The organism is uncultured Kriegella sp., assembly GCF_963975415.1.
Taxonomy (GTDB): domain Bacteria; phylum Bacteroidota; class Bacteroidia; order Flavobacteriales; family Flavobacteriaceae; genus Kriegella.
The window spans coordinates 98729-120199 of the sequence record NZ_CAXBGN010000003.1 but is presented as its reverse complement, the minus strand read 5'-3'; the positions used below and the strand labels follow the sequence as shown (position 1 = coordinate 120199).

The 21471-nt window shown below is 40.5% G+C and carries 11 protein-coding genes; 3 read left to right on the top strand and 8 right to left on the bottom strand.

Annotated elements, in window-relative coordinates; translation table 11 throughout:
- Genes AACZ88_RS07320 through AACZ88_RS07305 form a run of 4 tightly spaced genes read right to left on the bottom strand, consistent with a single transcriptional unit; the run spans position 1 to position 4572 of the window.
- Positions 1 to 1995, bottom strand: coding sequence for a tetratricopeptide repeat-containing protein (locus AACZ88_RS07320; protein ID WP_339708439.1), 1995 nt, complete (start codon positions 1993 to 1995; stop codon positions 1 to 3).
- Between the two features lie 11 nt (positions 1996 to 2006).
- Positions 2007 to 3152 carry a patatin-like phospholipase family protein gene (locus AACZ88_RS07315; protein WP_339708436.1) on the bottom strand — a complete coding sequence of 382 codons (1146 nt, stop codon included), beginning with the start codon at positions 3150 to 3152 and terminating at the stop codon, positions 2007 to 2009.
- 29 nt (positions 3153 to 3181) lie between these two features.
- A complete protein-coding gene (locus AACZ88_RS07310) occupies positions 3182 to 3901 on the bottom strand; it encodes a pYEATS domain-containing protein (protein ID WP_339708433.1) in 720 nt (239 codons plus the stop codon).
- Positions 3898 to 4572 carry a toll/interleukin-1 receptor domain-containing protein gene (locus AACZ88_RS07305; RefSeq protein WP_339708430.1) on the bottom strand — a complete coding sequence of 225 codons (675 nt, stop codon included), beginning with the start codon at positions 4570 to 4572 and terminating at the stop codon, positions 3898 to 3900. Before AACZ88_RS07305 ends, AACZ88_RS07310 begins: the two co-directional genes overlap by 4 nt.
- A 481-nt stretch (positions 4573 to 5053) precedes the next feature.
- On the opposite strand from AACZ88_RS07305, the gene AACZ88_RS07300 reads away from it, so the two are divergent.
- The 3 genes from AACZ88_RS07300 to AACZ88_RS07290 all read left to right on the top strand — a co-directional run bounded on the left by AACZ88_RS07300 (position 5054) and on the right by AACZ88_RS07290 (position 13532).
- Positions 5054 to 6214 (top strand): tetratricopeptide repeat protein, encoded by a 1161-nt coding sequence (locus AACZ88_RS07300; protein ID WP_339708428.1) that lies wholly within the window; start codon positions 5054 to 5056, stop codon positions 6212 to 6214.
- 7 nt (positions 6215 to 6221) lie between these two features.
- Positions 6222 to 7784, top strand: a complete 1563-nt coding sequence (locus AACZ88_RS07295; RefSeq protein WP_339708426.1) for a TIR domain-containing protein — start codon at positions 6222 to 6224, stop codon at positions 7782 to 7784.
- Between the two features lie 291 nt (positions 7785 to 8075).
- Positions 8076 to 13532 (top strand): CHAT domain-containing protein, encoded by a 5457-nt coding sequence (locus AACZ88_RS07290; protein WP_339708424.1) that lies wholly within the window; start codon positions 8076 to 8078, stop codon positions 13530 to 13532.
- A 58-nt stretch (positions 13533 to 13590) separates the two neighbouring features.
- On the opposite strand, the gene AACZ88_RS07285 is transcribed toward AACZ88_RS07290, so the two are convergent.
- From AACZ88_RS07285 to AACZ88_RS07270, 4 genes are all read right to left on the bottom strand, one after another.
- Entirely contained in the window at positions 13591 to 14805 is a 1215-nt protein-coding gene (locus AACZ88_RS07285) for a peptidoglycan-binding domain-containing protein (RefSeq protein WP_339708422.1), read from the bottom strand.
- A 65-nt stretch (positions 14806 to 14870) separates the two neighbouring features.
- Complete coding sequence (locus AACZ88_RS07280; protein ID WP_339708419.1) at positions 14871 to 16997, bottom strand: hypothetical protein; 2127 nt, start codon at positions 16995 to 16997, stop codon at positions 14871 to 14873.
- Entirely contained in the window at positions 16994 to 18499 is a 1506-nt protein-coding gene (locus AACZ88_RS07275; protein ID WP_339708416.1) for a toll/interleukin-1 receptor domain-containing protein, read from the bottom strand. The genes AACZ88_RS07280 and AACZ88_RS07275 overlap by 4 nt, the downstream gene beginning before the upstream one ends.
- A 515-nt stretch (positions 18500 to 19014) precedes the next feature.
- On the bottom strand, positions 19015 to 21456 hold the full coding sequence (locus tag AACZ88_RS07270) for a hypothetical protein (protein WP_339708413.1): 2442 nt from the start codon (positions 21454 to 21456) through the stop codon (positions 19015 to 19017).
- Between the last annotated feature and the right edge of the window lie 15 nt (positions 21457 to 21471).

Sequence of the window (21471 nt, the reverse complement as noted above, 5' to 3'; positions counted from 1 at the left end):
TCAGGGACTAATAACTATACTTTTGGCCCCTCTCTTGTCAGCCTCTTCCATCATGTGTTTTGTGCCTCCGGGGTTATCCCCTTCCTTTCCATTCCAAAGCACTAAAAAAGTAAGATTACGACCACCGTAGGACAGGGCAGAATTTAAAATCCATAGGTTATTGCGCTCCCAAAAATTATAGTCCTTTTTTGCCTGTAACCATGTCGGCAACTCCATATCATTGGACAATAGTTGTACCAACGTATTTATATCATCATGAATGGCATAAAAGCGGTCTACCCATGAATTGCCGGCAAACCTGACCGACTCTGCAATAAATTTCTCCTTTGGCAGGGCCAGATATAACCCAGTTTTGATATCCAGTTCCTTACAGACCTCATGAAAAATAATATCTCCCCCACAGGCACCTCCCGCAATACCAATAAAATCTTTGGGAGATTCGCCGCCTAAAATCCCTTTTATCCTATTCTTGATCTTTTCACGAACCTCATTTTCCCGCTCTTTAGGAAAACGGGGCTCTTTACGCCCCTCTTTATCAATCATGTGGCCAGAGAACACAATCGCCTTTTTGGTGGTTTCGATATTCTTGTTTACGGTAATACCACTAAATTCATTTAAAGCGGCGGAGACGTTATCCGTCATAATTTTCAACTCTTTATACAGACACAGCTGTCGCATAGCCGCATCGAAGTTGAGGCCCGACCCCGATTCAATCGCCATATAATAGAGATGTGCGACCCGCTGAGGATTGTCGCTGGTCAAAAGTGCCAAATCGGCAATGGTCATATTTACCCATGGATCTGATCGATTATCACGCTCCAATGCTCTTTTCTCCGAATTAACGGCCCAATCAACTACCATGGCCAAATCATTGAATTCCTTTTTGTACTTATTTAAGCTACTTTTCGCCTCATCGCCATATTTCGCTTCCCACATCTCAGGTTCACTATCTGCCAATGAAATAATCAACTTAAGCATCGCCAGAGCATTGACCCCCGAATAATAGTGGTTCATATCTTCTTGAAATCCTAGGGAATAGTTTTTATAGGAATCATGTAATGCCTGTGGCCGAAGTGCTTTGGCCACTTTAACTTCAGGTGCCGAATCGATCCACTGAGACATCCATTTGGCTTTTTCGTTACGGGCCTTCAGTGCAAATATTTCGGCCCGTTTGTTTTTGTCAAGTGAACCGAACGCTTTAAACAGATAATCAATAGCTTCATCGGACAAGGCAAACAATTGCTCAGAAATTTCAGGATTCTTTTTGGTTTCATTTTCTGCCAATCGATGATATATAGTGGCTAACCGTTCATTGGCTTCAATATCATTGGACTTCCTTTTTCGTATGATTTCCCAGGTCTGCCTAGCATCTTCATAGAGTTTTGACCTAAACTGTATATCGGCAATTATCCGTAACGCCGGTAGTTCCCAAGAGAAAAATGCCGCTTCGGTAGCGAGTAATGCTAACTTGCCTTGGTCTTCGGTCTTTTTCGCGATATAAACTTCTTTCGAGAAATCTACCGGAAGTGCTAAAAAATCTTCAGGGTTCTGAGAAATAAGCTTTGGCAGCATCATAAAAACCGGACTATCGGGACGATTCGAGTGCATTGTTCGTACTATGCTCTCACTTAACAAGTCTACTGTATTGGCCAAGTCATCATTGTCATAAGCCAAATAGCGATCCGTCTTCAAATCAAAGGGAACCTCGTCTTTTCTACAGCGGATCAACACTGTTCGTTTGGCTCGCAAAGCGTGGCGAATACCAAGCTCATAAAAAACATTTGCATTATGGATGGATATATCGGCGATGACCAAATCGCTGGTAAGCAACAACTGAAACATATCTTGGCGTATGTTACCGGCCTCTAAGATCACACCTGTAGTATAGCCATTTATACCTGCTTTATTCAAGGCTGGGAGTATCAGTTTGGCCTGCACCTCATCGAAGTTTACCCCGTTCTTTTCCCCAAAGGGCCTAACTATAAATGCGTTCATTCTTGACTATATTAAACAAAAGAACCCAAATGGTTTAAATTCACCTGTTCTATGGCCGTTTTTGCCCCAACCAATTGGAGGTCTTTAATACTCTTGACCGAGTCCATCTTTTGCACTTTCTCAGCATCTAAATGCCCTAAACCCAATGCTGTTAGCCCCTTTTCACTAAGGTCGGCATTATACCGCACATAGGTAAAATCTCTTTGGGTATCTTCATCGGCCCCAGGAACCATATCACCGAGTTCGCGATCTATTACAGGCCCATAGGTACACTTGCCAAAGGTACGGCAATTGATATCTTGATCAATTTGTATGGCGTACATTAAATTTGTGGGCAGTTCCATTAACGTATTTCCTAAATTACGGTATTCCCCTTCCGACGTAGCACTGCCCGTCCCGACCGACACCACCAACAATTTATCTTCTCCCCGTTCCCAATTCAGTTTATAGGCTGAATGGGTAGCCATTCGATAAAGCAAAAAGGCAGGATTATTATAGGGTGTCACTCCCCCATCGACAAAGACAAAAGTCTTTGAAGGGTCTTTGGCATCCCATTCCAAGGTTTCCGGTGGAAAATAAGCAGGAGCAGCAGTACTGGCCCTGATCAATTGGTACAACTTTATATTTTGATTGTTATCAGGACGATCTTTGCTATTATACCTGGCCAAAGGGTTGTTGCTAATCGGCCAAGGAGAATCAGTGCTACGGTTCATGGTAACTACGGTAAGTAGTGTTTTAAACTTGCCATTGGCAATATCCAAATTAGTGTCTTTCCCAAAAGTGTCTTGCAACATATTGAGCAAAGGGCCCGATTCGTATAACGATTTCCATTTTTTCAACAAAGATGCCTTGTCGAACATGTCTTTCCCTTTTTTGGTATAGAATTCCAACAATTCGGCCACCGACATTCCGATCGAGAGACCAGCAGCAATTATGGCACCTGTACTCGTTCCGCCGAAGTAATCAAAATAATCGGACAGGCGAAAATCATCACCTTTCTCCAATTTATTTTTTAAATCGTTTTCAAGTTTCGCTAATATTTCAAGGGTTATTACACCTCGAATACCACCGCCATCCAAAGCGAGAATTTTATGGTTTTTTGATTCTTCATAACGGGTGGCTAAGTCGCCCCAAAGGTGAGAAGTTGTAGTTGGCATACGTCTGGTTTTGTTAAACTTTGGTGTTCTTAAAATTTCAATTTATTTATTTGATTCCCTAATGTTTTCAGGGTTTTACCGTAAGATTCATCTAAATTTAAACGAGAGGAAATATTGCTGTCGGCTTTATTTAGGTCAGCATCTACAATAGAATCCATGGGAATTATTGTTTTTGATAGTTCATTGGCAATCTGAATCTCGGCATTTTGCCATTCATTTTCCGTTCCTGAATTAATAGTAATAATGGCGTCTGATGCATTGATCGAACTAACAATATTGTCTTGCAGGCTACCTTCCGATTCTAAATTATCGGCAGAAATAACCTCCATACCTAAATCAGTTAATATAAATTCCAACCGCTGTGCCGTGCGTGTATCTACATCGGCGTGTGAAATATATATTTTTTTTGATGTCATCCTTGGTACTTCATTTTCGCTTTCAGCGCTCTGATAGAAATCTCGTAACACCAACCAATGGGCCATTTGTAGGGTTTCTCCATCCTTTTTTGTGATAGATATTTCAATTCTAAATTCACCCCATCCCTTAGATTTCAATTTGAAACCTGTCGAAACATCCGTGACCTTACGCAACCGATTCTTAAAGGTGCTATGTAACAAATATTCAACATAATCGATCTCTGAGACGTCAAGCTCTCCATTCTCGATCCAAATAGCCCATTCAAAATAGTCTTTTCTATTCTTGTCTCTTTGAGAACTCTGGCCTATGCTATATTCTTTGGCATAAATCATAACGACATTAAAATTCTTAAATTTCTATTGATCACATCAGAAGTATAGACCCCATTATTGGTGGTCACTTGAATTTGCATTTCCGTATTCTTACCCACGCCTTCAAGAAAAAGACTCAAACCTCCCGATTGTGGTTTAATCAGTGCTTCTTTCCAAGTGCTCCATCCCGACTTACTGCTGAAAAATCGATATTTAACTATATCTTTTTGGTTATAATTAGACCTTACTAAATCCACAATCTCATCAGGTTCCAAATACGCTTCGACCCGCTCACCCAATCGTAGTTTCCACTTAAAAATAGTTTCGGAAACCTTTAAAAGTGCTTCAATCAAATCATCTGGCTTGTAACGTATGTATTCGAAGGTTTGAAAAGGACCGTTGTTGGGCAAACCTTCCTCGATTAAGGCTATAAAAGGAATTTTATGCGTAAAAGCCGTAGTGCGTTCGTGCTGCACCCAATCATTGGTTTTTCCTTCTCCACGTTTTGAAAGCAACACAATCATCGCATCGGCAGCCTGAATTCGCTCTGCCACGGCAGCAGTCAATTGTTGTCCCTCCAACCGGTGACCATCAATAACCTCAAGATCATGACTATGCATCAATCTTTTGATACTGTCCGCAAATGGTTCGACATTTTGATCAAAATGATATGAAAGAAAAATACTTTCCATACAATTGTTCTTTTTAATAACTTTTAAGGCACAACATTGAACACAGCAAATACGGGGGAGACAAAATATAAGTCGGCTGTGGCGACATGTTTTAATTCTTTCCAAGTTAGAATTTTATTTCCAAATTCACAATAACAATATGAACGTAGGGCATATTTCAAGAATTTCCTTAATTTTAAAATATTAATCCCCCATTATTTTTTAGAGTCAACGTTTTTGTTCTGTTAATTCAATCATAGCAGTAATCAAGACCCCCTCTTTTCAGGTATGAACGCCATTGAAAAAAATTGGCGAAATGTGTAGTGCAATGTTTTTGATAGGAAATAGGTAATTCTTTAAGAAACTGTTCGAACAGGTAGTCGAGCAATAGAATAAATATTTAAAAACACATTGAAAGATGTTCAAGTACGAGTCAATGCTAAAAAAAGTCGTTTTATCGGGAGCCACTTTTTAATCCCTACCTAAAAACTAAATCAATACAATGAAACCAATTAAAGTTCACAATATGCCAATCTCTTTTTACCCTAAAATGGCCCTTTTAGTTATTATCTGTTGCCTGACAACTCCCGTAACACAGGCACAATCTACGATAGCTAGCTTAGAGTTGAACGGCGAACCCGCAAACACCGTAAATATAAGCTATGCCTTGCCCAGGCAAAAAATGGCTACGGCAACAGTTCAAGTAAATCAAAAATTTGAATCGGGAACCTTGTTTATAATACCCGCGCGAACGGTGGTGTGGTTGTCAAGTAACGGCAACAAACAGCGCCTCGGACCAGGTTCAAAACATGTGGCATCGGCAGGTCCTAAAGGTGAATCGCACCAGACCTTTTGGGGAAAAGTACAGCACTTCGTAAGCAATAAACTTAATTTTTATAAGGCCAGCGGCCCCAGCACCAAACATCAAGGCGCTGTAAAAGGCACTGTTTTTACGGTCGAAGCGGTTGGAAAAGATGTTAAATTTAGTACGCAGGAAGGCGCCGTTGCCATTGAGCGCCAGATCAAACTGAACATTCAAGAACAGTCGAAAAATAACTTAAGAAAACAGCGTGAACTAACGGCTACTAAAACCACACTGATAAGCGCGGGAGACCCAGAAGAAATGTTTGATCATAACTACGAAGAGGAGGTAGATTATGAATCATACGACCAAGCTATCCGATTTTTCCGTCAAGAATTGGAACAGGCCTATGAAAATGGTGTTGACGCCGAATTTATTGTGGGAGAATATACCCTACTCGGAGAACTCTACCTCGATGCTGCCGATCCAACTTCCGCTCTCGAGGCATTCGAAACGGCAATTGAACTGTATGAAGATGAGCTTGACCCAGATAACCCGGCCATAGCAGAAAACCATATTGGTCTGGGTGAGGCGAATTATAATTTGCAGAACTATAATGAAGGCACTAATCATTGTAACATCGCATTGGCACTACTTTCAGAAGACCTTGAATTCAATAAAGAGGATTTTGAATATTTCTTAAGTAGCGAAGATTATGAGACCGCTTGGAGCATTGGAATGGATATGGTAGACAATTACGATAATCTCGGCTGGTGTTATGACATTTTGAACAACTATGAGGAAAGCGACAAGTATTATAGCATGGCAGAAGCTTTGGAAGCACAATTAAACCAATATTAACAAAACGATGACTACCTTAAAACGTCTTGCGGTCTATCTTTTCATTTTTGTTCTTCTTTTAAGTATCGCGGCCACCCTTACTAATTTTTGGCAGTCGTTGGATTACTATGTCTATAGAACGTTTTATTTAGACCGTTCGGAGCAGATTGAAATGTCAACAGGCATCCACCTTATTGATCTTCCACACCATGCAGAGAACAAAACTAATTATGACCGAAGTAACTACAGAAAACGCCTAAGCAATCTTTTAGACACCATAGCTGCGGCAAAGGGCACTCCCAGGGCAGTTTTGTTAGACATCTATTTCGAGAACGAACCTCAAGAACTGGAAACATTAAAAAAGGCTTTAAAAAATATTGGAGAAAAAACCAAAGTCTATGGGGTTTACGACATGCGGGAATACGAGCAAATCACTTTTGAGGAAAATGAAGGCAGTCAGGCCGTAGACATCTATGAAAACTACTTGGAAGGCTTTCGATTGCACTCTATGTTTGAAGAGAAAATGGGAATTCTGTTTTATGAATCGGAATTACCATTTCCTAGGGAGGCTGGTGGCTACGAACTTATAGAAGCCGTGGCTTCAAAAGTAGCGCGCGACGTTAAACTCGAAAACACCCCCACCTTAGAAAGTAGAAGCTATGTATTACCATTGGGAAATACACAAAGTGTTAAAAGGCAAACTGTTCAGTTTCTGCATGCTAGTGATCGCACAACCGGAGGTAGTTTTTCATCATCATTTGACATTGACGACAAAATTCTGATTATCGGTAGTTTGACCGCCGATAGAATTGCTAAAATCAACAAAACAGGTACCCATTTGGTCGCTTGGGCGTTAATGGACCAAATAAACAATAATACCTTGGCGAAACAACCCCTCACCCAGCCTTATGTATATATTGGTCTGGTGTTGTTTTTCGCCATTTTTACGGCCCTGCTATTTGCCCTGTTCTTTAAATACTTAAAAAAACTGCAGACCAAACCCTTGATTATTGCAGTGTTATCATTTTTGACCAGCGCCGCCTTATTATTGTGTGTTGGCGCCGCTATTCTTTCATTCGGGCAGGTGATTCCCATGGGCCTACCTTTGATTACCATTTTGTTATCGGCTGTTCTATCTTGGCGATTTGCCTATAAATTCTTGGTGACCGGGATTGCCGAAGGTGCTCAAAAATATGATGTATTTATTAGCTATTCGCGCGGAAATAGTGATTGGGTTATAAAAAATGTTTATGAACCTCTAACCGCTTTTCGTAAACCGAACGGTGACAAATTGAATATTTTCTTTGATAGGGATAGTATTGGTATTGGTGAGGCCTTTACAGCTAAATATATGTGGGCCATTGTTGATTCACAGGTTTTTATCCCTGTTTTTTCGGAAGAATACTACGGTAAAAATCATTGCAGCAACGAAATGGATCTAGCTTACAAGCGCTCTGTTGAAAAACTCATTACCATTTTGCCCGTAGCTTTTTCCTATGAATCGGTTCCACAAATATATACCCATATAAACTTTCTAGACATTACAGTAAATCCGAATTTTATTAAGGATATAGAAAAAGCACTTGAATAAAAACATTTTGCCCTGTTCTAATCGCCACCTTACTTTTCAAAAATGAGGAACGGCCAGAGCATATCATGTTAGACTATCTAGAATTTCCTTAACTTTAGAATCTTCCCCCACAATTTTATTGGTCAAGAAAAAGGACTTGCAACATAAGTTGCACACCTCCTTTGGCCTATTCAATAATATAAAGGCAAAACCTGTTATATGAATTGCTCTAGAAAACCTTTCAACAGCATTACCTCAAATTAGTACATCGCAAAAAAAATACATCGCATATAAATTTCCAATACCAGAATTATGAAGCCCATTGAAAAACTAATAGTATTCGGCACGAAACAAGTGATAGTGGCTGACGAAAGCACCGGTCAAAAAGAAGGAGTAGCCTATGATTTGACGGGAAGCACCCGTGATGCCGAAAATCAACACGATATCGGCTTAAGTGACAATGACAAGCTGTTGGAGTTCGTATTGGAAGACGGCACTACCTGGATGTGCGACGCATCAACGCTACACGAAGTATACCCAGAACTTGACCCAGCACTTAGACCGGCCGGCAAACGCGATTCCGATACGGAAATATTTGTGCTGCCCGGTACCGTTGATGCACCTGCCACAGAAAGAGGAATTGTAGGCAAGATTGCCGTCAAAATCCTTAGGGTCTTTATCAAAAAAGCATTTGAAAAAGCAATCGATCTTGGCGTCAAGAAAATCGCCTTAAAACTTGAGGATAAACATCTTCAGCATGGTATTACAGAAAATAGTGATCTATGGAATGAAATGGTCGACAAAAAAGGTGCGATAAAAAAAGATGCTATTATTTTTTCCGTCGACAAAGACTTTAAGTTTCATGTTTTTAAAGGTAAGACCGCCAATAACAAACCTTACTTTCTTTTTATTCATGGCACCAATTCAGATACCCATGGCGCGTTTATCGATTTACAATCTAACCCTGTTTGGTCTACATTACATGATATATATGGAAGCAACGTAATTGCCTTTCAACATCGTACCCTTACCCAGAGTCCGTTAAAGAATACCGTCGAACTCGCCTCCTTACTTCCGAACAATATAGAATTACATATCTTAAGCCATTCCCGTGGCGGACTTATTGGAGATATTTTAAATAGATATGGCAGTAATACCGATGCACCTACGGGCTTTAATAATATACACACCGACCTTTTAGAGAAAGAAGGCGATAGGGAAAACGACATCGCCAATATTTATGCCCTTAATGCCATCTTTAAGAAAAAAAAGATCAAAATAACCAAATTCATTCGGGTGGCCTGCCCGGCTGCAGGCACCAAATTGGCCTCGAAACGTTTAGACCATATACTTAATGTTTTCTTTAACCTGTTTGGAGGTGTTTTTGGGGATATTTTAAAAGAATTGCTTTCGGCAGCAGTCGATAGTAAAGACAATGTTAATGTGCTTCCTGGGCTCGAAGCCATGAATCCCGAATCTCCTTTTATCAAAATATTGAACGACCCCTATCCTAAAAATGCCATCGACGGAAAACCCTTGGCGGTCATCTCGGGCAACGGCAGAGTAAGTTTTTCAGGGCAAGGGCTTTTGACCATCTTGGGCAAACTTTTCTATTGGCAGCGTAATGACCTGGTGGTGAATACAGATTCAATGTATCTGGGGGTTAAAAGAAAAAACAACATTCAATATTTTTTTGACCAGGGGGCCGATGTAAACCACGTCAAGTACTTCGCGAACAGTAAGACCTGCGAGGCCATAGAACTCGTTTTAAAGGCGGATGAAGGCGAAGCTGTTCCTGGTTTTACTTCGGTAAAACAACATATGGTTCCCTCCACGGATCGTGCACTAATTGAACACGGGGAGTTACCGCCACAGCCAGGCATTCCTACCGGAAACAAACCCATTGTTATTTTACTGCCTGGTATCATGGGCTCGAATCTTACCCAAGGTAACAAAGAAATTTGGTTGAATTACGGCCACGCCTTGGTAGGCGGGCTTACGGATCTCAAATATACCCTAGTAGATGAAATACGGGCCGATTCCATTGTAAAAACCTCCTACTATAAACTCTATAAATGGCTATCGGGCAAATACGACGTGGTCATTTTCCCATTCGATTGGCGCAAACCTTTGTCTGAAAGCACCAATGCATTGAACCAAAAAATAAATAACCTCATGGGGCACGGCCAACCTATTAAAATCATCGGGCACTCGATGGGCGGAGTATTGGTTCGTGATTTTATGGTCTATCATAGAGATACTTGGCAAAAATTAAATGCCACCAAAGACTTTCGCCTCATCTTTCTGGGCGCTCCCCTTGGTGGTTCGCACCGCATACTTACCGTTCTTTTCGGTCAAGACAATATTATCAAAAATCTAGCGAAGCTTGATCTTTTCCATACTAAGAAAGGGTTACTCAAAATGTTCTCTAAATTTCCCGGAATCCTAAGTTTATTGCCCTTAACAACAGATTCAAAGAACGATTTTACGAAATTGAAAACTTGGACAGACATGCGCGATGCCTTTAATAAACCCGATTGGCCTTTGCCAGATGAGCACGACCTAAAAATCTTTAAAACATATCGAGACAAGGTTCTAAAAGATTGGAAGAGCTTAGATGATTACACCAATATAAGTTACATCGCCGGAAAGGATAAAATGACACCATGTGGCTATCATTTGGATGATGTTGCCCCTACCGAACTCTATTTTTTATATACCGGACAGGGTGATCAGAGTGTCACTTGGGAATCAGGGATTCCGAAAGAATTAAATGAAAATTCGGTTTATTATACTCGGGTGTCTCATGGAGCCCTCGCCAATGACACCAGTATTTTTAATGGAATTGAAGAAGTACTATCAAAAGGTCAAACCAAATTATTGCGCAATACAAGACCAATGGTGCGTGGAGATGAAAAAATCTTTCGTGCAGAACCAGATATCGATTTTGACCTTTCAGAAACCGGATTTACAGAAACTGTTTTGGGGTTACAACGTGAAACAGAACCTGTCGGCAGTCAAATACCTATTACGGTCACTATCAGCAATGGCGATTTAAGATATGCCTCTTATCCCATACTCGCCGGTCACTTTTTAAACGACGGGATACTTAATGCAGAAATTGCAATTGACAACTACTTAAAAGGAAGCCTGCGTTCTAAACATAATTTAGGTTTGTATCCCGGTGAAATAGGAAGCAATGCCATTTTCAAAAAAATGGAGGACAGTGATTTTAAAGGTGCCATTATTCTAGGAATGGGCGAACCCGATCAACTAACTTCATTTCAACTTGCCCGCTCGGTCGAACAGGGGGTTTTAAACTATTTGCTCGACATGAGAGGGCAAAAGACGCCCAAGAACGGAATAGGAATAGCTTCACTTATCATTTCAAGCGGATATGGCGGACTAAGTATCGAAAGTTCTATGATGGCCACGATTTCAGGGGTGAATCGCGCAAACGAAAAAATAAAAACCCTTTCTTCTACTGATTATGGTACGGTACAGCACATTGAATTTGTAGAACTCTATGCCGACAAGGCACTCAATTGCCTTTACGCACTTAATCAAATTGCCAACAGAGCAGACACCGTGACCAATATTATTTTAGGTAATAAAAAAATAAAGCAGCTTCTAGGAAGTAGAAAACGTATTCCTTTAGACATCACGGAAGATTGGTGGAACCGCATAACGGTCAAACACAGAAAGGTAAACAAAGATAGCGGAGAACTCGAGAGTATGGTCTTTGGAGCATCGACCAGCGATTCCCGCGAAGAAGAAAACGAAATATACAGCAGTACCCCATTGATCAATCAATTTATAGCAGAAGTCTCGACCAATAATCATTGGTCTAGTTGTACGGCAAAAACGCTGTTCGAATTATTGATTCCCAATCAACTAAAGGATAAATTAAAACGAAAGGGAAACATTTCTTGGGTACTTGACACGAAAACCGCGTCTTACCCTTGGGAATTATTACAGGATAGTGCAGCCAACGCCAAACCACTTTGTGTCAATTCTGGAATGATACGACAGCTGTCTATCTCCCAGTATCGCCATTCCGTAAAACGTGTTTCGGAGCACAAGGCCCTTATCGTTGCCGATCCCATACTTAATAAGTATATCGGACAATTACCAGGTGCCAGGGAAGAGGGCCAAACGGTCAAAGAACTGCTTGATAGATCGGGCTACCCCGTAAATGACCTTATTGGCTCGAATGCTTCGACAATAATAAGAGAGTTGTTTTGCAAAGATTATTCGGTCATACATCTGGCTGGTCATGGGGTATACAAGCCTAAATCGCCCAAGGAATCAGGAATGGTCATCGGCAAAGAATTGTTCTTGACCGTTTTTGAAATTCAGCAAATGCCCATAGTACCTGAACTCGTTTTTGTCAATTGTTGCCATTTGGGGTACAGTAACAATGAAGATGAGCAACTGTATCAAAATCGGTATAAAATGGCAGCCAATATTGGAACAGAGCTAATACGGATTGGCGTAAAAGCCGTGATTGCAGCGGGCTGGGCCGTTAATGATAATGCGGCATTGGAGTTTGCCAGAGTATTTTACGAACATATGCTCGATGGCAAAACATTTGGTGATGCCGTGAAAATAGCGCGTGGCAATGTATATGCCAAGTTCCCAGAAACCAATACTTGGGGTGCCTACCAATGTTATGGTGACCCCTTTTTTAAACTAAAAACTTCAGCCAAGAGTATTTGGTCACCGAGCTATATTGTGCCAGAAGAAGCCGAAATACATCTTGACAACCTGCTCAATCATTTGCAAATGGGAACCACGGCAAAAAAAGAAGCTCTTGATGAGCTACTAACAATTATGAAATCCGTTTCAGAACACGATAATTTCAAAACACCGGCCATACGCGAAAAAGAGGCCCGAATCTATCAAGAGTTAGCGATGTACACAGAGGCTATCGAAAAATTTGAAGAACTACTTTGTACAGAGAAAGCCGATTTTTCCTTTTCATGCATGGAAACCTATTGTAACACGCGAATAAAACGGATTGTAAGGGATATTTTTGAAAATAAGGTAAATGGCCAGGCACTAGAAACAGGGTATAAAAAAACCGAAAACGTCATCAATGATTTAAAGGTATTATTGTCAACCGGCCAAACTGCGGAAAGGCTAAATTTGTTGGGAAGTGCCTATAAACGTTTGGCTATGCTTGCCGCTGATGAAACGAAGCGAAGTAGAGCCTATAAAGTCGCCATAGCGCATTATGAAATGGCCTATGCCAAAAATACAAACAAAAACAAGATATATTCCCTTACCAATTCCATTGAAATAGCGGCACTTTTAAATCTTAGCAATAGTGTTAAACCAGAAGGGGAATTCATAGTAGACAAAATCAGTTATACATTGAGATCATTTGATGAAAGCAGAAAGCTGCTAGAAGCACATAAAAATACATTGCTTGGCCAGACAGAAAATTATTCGCTCGATTACTGGAATATGGTTGCTTTATTGAATATTGATCTTTGCTTGCTGCTGCTTGAACCGCAAATCAATACTGATAATGGACAATGGAACGATTTAATTGATAACTTTAAAATAATCTGGAAAAAAGCTGGATCCGAAGCAAAAAAAATTGCGGAACTCGAACATCTTCAATTTCTAATTCATGCGCTAAACAAGATTGCAGGAAAAACGATTAGCTTCTCCCCGATTGGAAACTCCATTTCCAAGGATAAGCTAACCGTTTACATAGAGGAATTGCGAAGTGCCTTGAATGCTTCCAGAGCAAAAAAATGACCCGATACCATTTAAATTTTCGCAAAACGTGCCAAATAAAAGTACTTAAGGACAAAAGTTAAATATGTTGCATTCGGTCTAAAGTCTCCCGGGCATAATCGGGACTCAGATTGGTATCGAGTTTTAATGAGGCTTCCCTGCCCAAGGTATACAATACATGGTTTACCCCCGGAGCCGAGAAACTTACGATCAAATCGGCCAATACGTTATATGCCCCTTTGGTTTTCTTTACCGAGGTATTCAATGTACTGTATCCCGCAGCGGCAAAGCCAGAACAATCAACTGCCTTGTCTAAATGATTGATATAACTCTTACCTGCGATGACCTGACAACCGGCCGACCAATTAGAGTGTCCCATACCGGACCAATGGATATTGATGGTCTGATTAGGATTGCTATCTAGCCCTTTATTCAGATCAGCCACGGTAAGTGCGTTATCATCATCACGGTCACGAAAGACCAATACGCCATTTTTAAAAGGCTTTAATGCTCGATATATTTTATTTTCCACAGAAATTTTATGCCAGCCAAAACGGTATTTATGTTGGCCTTCGACCAAGAAAGCTTCATCTTTTCGAGAACCCATCTTTTGATTTGCATCGGTAGACCCCCAAAATTTAAAGACCATACCACGTATAAGTAGTATAAAAATATCGTCGTTCGCACGTCTACTTTCGCTTAAATCTTGACCTCGACGAATACCAATGAGATGTGTTTCGTTTGGGTCGTATTGCCAATCACTCACCTGTCGTGTATCTGAAGGTTTCGCAAATTGTGAGACTTGTGAAATTATAGGATGTGGATGCTCTTGATAATGTGCCTTGGCCTTTTGAAGCAGATTGATCCATTTTGTATATTCCGCGGAAGGGCTGGTGGTGGAGGCCACACCCCAATCGGACACTTTACCTGTAGTTCTCCATCGTTTAATATGGCTCCAGGTGCCGTTCCCTACGATACCATCAGGGAGCATTTCACGAACGCCTTCAATCGATCTGACATATTCTTGAAACAGTCGGGTCGAAGATTGGGTGACATAATCAAAAATACCATCGATTACGCCTCTTGGCATAAAACCTGCCTCAAAAAGAAATTGTTGTAATTGCGCAACTTCAGCACCTGGCGAGTCACGAAACCGACGCCATGTAGTGCGGTCGTCATCCCGAAAGGAAACCGTATTTTTCAACAACCCATCCATATGATAGGGTGCAAGGAAAGTTTTAGGATTCGAAGGCTTTTTGGCGGTATCGCAACTGCCGAGATAGATTGTACTCATGATATATTTGTTTTAGGTTATCAGATTACTTATGGTTTGGCAATTATAACAGCCTTTCAAAAAATTCAATTGGCCGCTTTTTTGGAATACATACTCTTGTTATACTTTTCGATTTCACCTAAATAGCTTTTAAACTTTATCATTTCATTCGGTGCATTCAAACCTTTTAAAATCTTTCCGCTCTTTATATCATTCTCTATAGCGTTTAACCTCTCTTGTGCCAACTTAATTAATGTTGGAGTCCATACCTCCTTCTTAGTTCTATTGAGAAAATTAAAAGCACGAACCAATTCTTCAGGAGTCATCTTTAGAATGTTTTGTTCCCGAAGTGATTCTAAAGTTTCCTTTATTGTTGCTGTTGCGTCTTTGTTATTTTTTGTGCTTATTTGCAATTCTTTTTTTCGAATGTCTGCCTCCGATTGCTTGATGGCTACATTTAAACTTGTGGAAACCTGAGCCAACCTGTTCTTGATTATATAATCTGCATTTGATTGGGCAATAATATTCTGAATAGAGTCTTGTGCGTTTTTTAAAGTTTCGAGCTGTGCCTTGGTCTCGTCTCTTTCCGCTTCAGCGACAAAAGCTATGCTGTCCCTTAAACTTGCAAATCTCGTAGCTGCTTCTGCCATCTTTTGATTCTTATCACTGTTCTTTTTATAGATAATGCTTGCAACCATAGCCATACCAGCAATAAAAACCAGTGTACCAAGCCAGACAAACAGCGAACGGACTCTCTTTTTACTTCTAAGCTCTTGTCTTTGGCGCTCTTCTTCATGCCTACGATTTTCGATATCATTTTTCTCGCTTTCTTGTAAATATGATAGGGCACGATCAAAACCATCTACATAGCGATTTGCCCAATCGGCTTTCGGTTTAAATTTATTTTTCCATTCCAGTGCCAACTGTAGTTCACTACCTGATAGAAAATCTTTTTTATTTTGCTCATGAAGCAACGCAGCCTCCGTCAATCGGATATAGATCGAGGCAGATTCGGCTTCTTCGTCCATCCAACGGTCGAGTCGGCGCCATTCACGTATTAGACTCTCATGGGAAATATCAATAACCTTATCATTATTTTCAACTACTTCATTGATTATTAAAAAGGAACGCTTGTCGGCAATGAACCGCCGAATTACTTCAAGCAATTCAACTTCTGATGCGCCTGTGAGGAGAATCAATTGGCTCAACAAAACGGGCCGTCTTGTTTTCCGACCATGTTCATCGACCATGGTAAGGGCCTGAAAAATTTCCTTTGCCATGGCGAACTGTTTTTTGCTCATCTTTCCCAACGCTTCATCGGCATGTTTCGATAGCGCTTCTTGCATCCCTCCGATATAGTTATAATCTTGCATATCGAGTTCACCGCTGCGATCAACCTGGGTTTCATGGTCCCAAATACGCATCAAGGCATGTTGCAATAGGGGGAGTTCATCTTCATATTTACCGACATCGTTCAATAGACGGGAAACCAGTACCGGATTAAGCTTTCCGCCATAGAGTTTTGCCGGACCTTCAATAGCCATTTTCATCTGTACCCTGTTCAACCTCGGTACGAGAAAAAGACTTTTGTTCATGGCCTCTGGCAGACCATAAAACTTTGTACAATCTCCCATAAAATCTGATCGCATGGTAATCACAACATGAAAAGGCACCTTTCGCTGTCTTGAAAGTTCTAGTATGAGGTTTACAAAATCATTGGCCTCATCTTTCTGGTTTTCACCTTTTTTCCCCATTGTAAAGCGAAACAATTCTTCGAATTGGTCGACCAGCAAAAAGAAGTTTTTATTCTGCTGCTTTTTTTGCTTCTCTAGGAGTTGAAGTAAGGGGGTTATTCCATCTACTTCTATTTCCTTTAATAGTTTTTCGATCGTATTGATATTCGTATCTTGGTTTTCCCACCCCAATATGGTCTGAACCAAATGATGTAATGGATTTTGACCTGGTCGCATTATACCAATATACCACTGGTCGCTACCCTGAACAAGGTAACCGGCCTTTAGGGCAGGAATCACCCCTGCCCGCAACAATGATGACTTACCGCAGCCCGAACTACCGACCACGGCCACAAAATGATAATTATGGAGTTGTTGCAACAACTCCATTATCTGATCTTTACGACCAAAGAACAAAAGACTCTCATCGACATCAAAAGGGCGAAGCCCAACATATGGGTTAGAAGCTTGAGTGCTCATTCCATTCGCGTATTTAAAACGTTTAAGAATTTATCAATACCGGCCCTATCTAAGATCTGATGTTCGCTATTGTCCACTATATTTATTTTTAAAAACTTTTGATTTATTGAGATATCATCGTTTTCTTTATGGGGAGGGGCCATATAAATAACAAAATCCTCAATCGGATAATTACGGGTTATGATGAGCTGCAATGCTGCACTCATACGCTCTAAAACCCACTCTTTGGACACCTTACCGTATAGAAAAATCATTTTTCTCACTTGCCCGATACGGTTTCCCAATAGCTCGATATTCTTTCGAGGATCATCTTCTTGCGGATTGATAAAGGGCTGTATGTTGTTTTCAAGCAAGGCTTTGCCCAAATCAAAAGCATAGGTTTGATCGTTCAGATGGGTATCTAGCAATACGGACAATCGGTCACTTTGTTTCGGTTTTTCAACCTCCATTAATTTTATCTGGTCTGCAAAATCTGAAATCTGTTTTGCAAGCAGGCTCTTTGATCCACGAATAAATTCATACGCCTTTGAGATGCCCTCACCCGTTTCAAGATTTTCTAAAAAACGTTGGTATTCCTTTTCCTCTACGGCCGAAAAATCAGTTTCGGAAGGCACCCATATCATTTGCGGCTTTTCAGACTGCAGCGAAATCTCCGTCTGCTTTTGAGGGTACCAGAATTGAGGAGCCCCAATAATTTCCCGACCGGGATATTGGTCTAATAGGTGTACGGATAAATTTGACCGCTGCACGGCTTCTTGAGTCGCCTGTCGATGGGCTTCAACCTCATCAGGAGGTGGAACACCCGTTATAACCTTAAAACCCTTTTTCTCCAATTCGGCAACGACCCGCTTTCGCGAGGTACGTAGTGCATCGGAAACTTCACCGATATAGATCGTAAAAGCATTGCTCACCACCTCAGGTTTTACCGCTGCTTCTTCCTGCTCTTGTTGAAAGTCATTGATCAACTCCCACATACCATCACGAAGATCCCGCATTCGTTCGATAAAGTCTTTCGAATCGGCTTCGAGAAGATCTCCGAAATCCTCTTTTTCTTTTCCATCATGAAAACTAAATCCTGTGGTACCCTGAAGTGGTTGTGGCCATTCTTCATAGGGAATATTATTCAAAAGCACGTGAACAATTCTGGAACGATCAGACACTTGTAACCCAATATTATCAGATTGTACTTTTTGATGGAAAAGATCAAGCTCTTGCTGGCAATAGGCAGATTGTCTGTAACCCGGAGAATTAAGAACAATGAAAATTGCCGATTTTTCGATGCCTTCCTTTATAGACTCATCGAACAATTTTGTACCATCCAATTTTTTGTCGTCCCACCATATCTTCACCATGCCCATTCGACCATAACGGCGATCCAACATTTGTTTAAGATGATCGTAAAACGACCGTATCCAACCCTGCTGCTGCGCTGTTAGCGCAACATTGTCGACATGGGCATAACTTATAAAAATATCGTATTCGAAATTGGAAATCAGCCCCATTTAGCAACCCTTTAAGTTTAACAGCTAACTTCAAACAAAATGAAAAACAACTCTTTATTGTTGTTTTTCAACTGTTTAAAGTTGAATTATGGGGGAAATCACTTAGGTAAGCATTTACAAAAAATTTATCTTTTTTAGGGAGAAAAGTGTCCAAAGATAGCTTTTGGCTTACATATGTGAATTTAAGAAATATCTTGTAATAATGGTAAGATAGACACCCGATTCCTAAAATAAGTCCGTTATATATTTACTTTTGAGCCTCTACAGGTCTCGGAAGGCCTTATGGCGTTCAGTAATCATTGCGTTTTTTTGGAAATCACAACGTGTGTGACAATTTTAAGCTATACCATTAACGAGGAAGGACGTTTCTAAAAAGTGTTGATTTGCATTGCTGCGAGGCACGGAGTAATCTTTCAGTTAGCGCCAATTCATACACAGATTACTTCATTTCGTTCGTAATGATAGCCTATTTCAACCTTATCGACACGCGCTTCTATTTCGTATTGAAAAGCGATTCAGTTATTTATTTGCACCAACTCTATATTTCCGGCTGTTTTTAGTTCCAATTTCAAACTAGCATCTTCTGTGGCTGAAAATTCGCAATCTACTTTGATTTCATGTACCCCTTTATTCACGGTAATGGCTTCTTGATTTAAAGGAATGCTCTTTATTTTATTCCATGATTTATCATATAATACGGCTTCTTTTCCACCATCATATTTTAAGTATTCATCTTGACCAATCGAAATATTCAATTGCACCTTTTTAAAATTGTCTATTTCTAGGGTTATGGCCGAAACCGAAGTACTTTTCGTGGTCAAAATGAATTGTAAAGGTTGCGTCTCATTGGCGTTTTTAAAGGAAAAAGATGACCATACCGGCTCTCCTGGTTGTCGAATCTTTAAATTATGTTCAAACCTTTGTACCAAATAAGGGATTAGATTCCAACTGTTGTCAGACACCTTTTCCAATGAAAATTCATCCGAAATATTTTCCATTCGCTTCTTTTGATCGACACTAAAAGCTCCGGCCATTCTAGCTTTTTCCCACTGTTTTATCTTCTCAAGTATCTCATCGCCAAACCCATTTTTTTCCACTAAATCCACCGAAGTCACCAAGGCATAGCCCGCATCAAAAGCAGCACTTCGGGCCAGCATCCATTCAATATCTTCAAGACTTGTGTTGTCTCGCATACTAAACCACCCCAACATACAAGGAATAAAATTTCTTCTAAAATAATCTTGATTGAGTAACCGGTAAGACGTTTGACTTTCCCGAAACCCAGCGTACCATGGCTCTCCCCAGTTCATGCGGGTAAACATATGCCAGAAATAATGCCCAGGCCTACTGGCATCCATTATGTAGTCGTTCTTAATCTCTGGTTTCAATTTGTTGTACCATGCATCAACAAAAAGCAATTCACCATAGGTACCCATACCTGTTGAATAATTGCCTTCCAGTCCGTCAAAAGATATTTGTTTTAAACCCGTCTCATTGTATAAATCACCTATTCGACCCGACATTTCTATACCCATAGCTGTATTGGTAAGAAAAGTTTTATAGGCGTGATCTATCAACTTGGAAATTTCTTCATTCTTGTCATGGGCACCGGCCGCAGTTCCAAAGGCGCCTCGTTGGCAGTTCAGTAAAATCCATGGTGCAGTTTCGGAAACGCTTTCATAACGGATAATTTCATTACCTATGACAACGGCATGAAGACTATTGTTCTTCATTTGATTGAAATAAGTCGGATTCTCTATCTCGATATTTTTTTCATCAGCGGTAATATCATTCATTAAAACACTGGCTCCCACCTTGGCCAATCTTTTATCGGGAACCGGTGTCACATAGGGGTCATTTGTCGTGATAAAATTCGATAAGGTGTGGGCGCCTAGTTTAATACCTTCTTTTGCGGCCTTATCTACACATTCTTTCATACTTTCCCAATTATTGGGAAAAGCATCTTTATGCAGATCAAAATGCCCCCAATTCTCAAAAGGTCCGGAATGGTATAAATATTTCAATCCGGCCTTTTTAGTAAGTGCTATGGCGTCATCGATAGATTCCGTACCAAAGTTTTGGATCAAATAAGCTGAAGTAGCGATTGGTGAGCGTTTACTCCAAACGCCATCTAAAGTTGGATGCGGTAAGCCTTCGGCCAGTTCTATGGCTTCAATTGTATTTAGAACCTCTTCCGGTGCACAACCGAACAAGGCAATTTTAGAACCTACAATTCCTTCATCAGCATAGGGTGGAGCCACATAATGTTCATGGTTCATAGAGGCAACAATTCGCTCTTTATTTCTATTTCTAGTATAGGCCTGTAAAGTGCTACCATATTCTTTGGGTATAGCCGTGTGGCCGCGGTAGAGAATATTCAAGGAATCGGAAACATCGACCAAACTCGTTGTGCCAAAAATATCATACGATGGCGTCGAATCGTCTTCGGTCGAAGGGTATCCGCCAAGGGTTCTCTTATTCAAAGCCTGAATTCCTACTGAGAAATCTTTATTTCTAACCACACCGACTGTTTCCCCTATGGTTTCTTTTATATTGGTCTCAAAAGGCCCCCATAAGACCAATTCAACATTATCGGCATTGCTGATTGCAATAAGTTCTAAAGTGAGGTATCTTTCCTTTTTAACTATTTTCACCTCGGCGTCTATGTTATTTTTCGCATACTTCAGGTTGAGGATATCACTAGTTGCGCCTAGTTCTATTTCTGACGGATATTCTAAAGTACCATTGACCCTTATAGCCAAAATCGATTTGGGCTCGGTACCCTTGTACAAATAATCTGTGCCGGTCGAATGGTCAGTCAACATTGCAACCCTGCCCTGCTCGTCAAGGGCAAGATCCAAATTACCTGCCGGATAGATTTTGTCGGTTTCGGTATTGCATCCGAAGGATATTATCAAGAAACAAAACACCGTTAGTTTTAAAATTTGATTTTTCATGTAATCGTTTTTATT